1 protein-coding gene is annotated in these 1,014 nt (G+C 58.5%); it reads right to left on the reverse strand.

Annotation, left to right across the window (positions count from 1 at the left end; translation table 11 throughout):
• Positions 1-106: 106 nt before the first annotated feature.
• The gene (locus tag B4U49_RS00465; protein WP_078082649.1) at positions 107-904 is read right to left on the reverse strand and encodes an enoyl-CoA hydratase/isomerase family protein; all 798 of its coding nucleotides are present in this window, start codon (positions 902-904) and stop codon (positions 107-109) included.
• Positions 905-1,014 lie beyond the last annotated feature (110 nt).

Genomic DNA, 1,014 nt, shown 5'->3' on the forward strand with positions numbered 1-1,014 from the left:
GACGTCCATGTCGCCGACGCTTTCAAAAACCAGCACCCAGCACTTTGCCTTCAGTTCAAAATTTTGTGCTACGTAAGCATGACATTCGTCGCTACTTAAGAAGTTGTCATTCGTCGCTGGTGTTCATCCAGCTTGGCGCGCGCTTCTCAAGAAACGCACTCAACCCTTCCTGACCTTCCGGTGAAACCCGAACGGCCGCAATCAGGGCACTGGTCTGGCCCTGGAGTTCTTCGTTGATTACCCGGTTGGACATGGACATGGCCAGCTGCTTGGCCATGGTGACGGCGTTGGGGCCGTTGTCGATGATGCTGTTGACGAACTTCTGAACTGTAAGATCCAGTTCGCCCTCGGCAACCACTTCCGATACCAGGCCAATTTCCTTTGCGCGCTCGGCGGAGAAGCGCTCGGCGGTGACGAAGTAGCGACGAGCCTGTCGCGCGCCGATGGCGTTGATCACGTAGGGGCTGATGGTGGCAGGCAGCAGGCCGATTTTGACTTCGCTCAGGCAAAAGCTGGCGCGCTCGGCGGCGACGGCGATGTCACAGCAACTCACCAGACCGACGGCGCCGCCGAACGCGGCACCCTGCACCCGGGCAATAGTGGGCGCGGGGAAGTTGTCGAGTTTGTGCAGCATGGCGGCGAGGGTGGCGGCGTCGGTGCGGTTCTGCTCTTCGCTATAGTCCGCCATACGCTTCATCCAATTCAGGTCGGCGCCGGCGGAAAAGTTTTTGCCGTTGGAGGCGAGTACCAGCGCGCGGATGCCTCCGCTGCGAGCGAGGTTGTCAAAGGTTTCGCCGAGCTGGCGAATCAGGTCGTCGTCGAAGGCGTTGTGAATTTCCGGGCGGTTGAGGGTAACCGTGGCAACGCCTTCGTTATCGATTTCGCACAGCATTTTTTCGGTCATAGTGTTCTCGCTCAAAATAGTTTCTCGGTTCTGGGCAGTGAGGCAGGTCCTGTGGCGGTCCTGCTAGCGTGGCTACTTTGTGGGACACGCTGTGAATACATCCCTGTAAG

The organism is Microbulbifer mangrovi (assembly GCF_002009015.1).
Taxonomy (GTDB): Bacteria; Pseudomonadota; Gammaproteobacteria; order Pseudomonadales; family Cellvibrionaceae; genus Microbulbifer; species Microbulbifer mangrovi.

What these genes read in the sequence shown, in the direction of transcription:
- B4U49_RS00465 (WP_078082649.1), bottom strand. Translation starts at nt 904, where the DNA reads ATGACCGAAAAAATGCTGTGCGAAATCGATAACGAAGGCGTTGCCACG.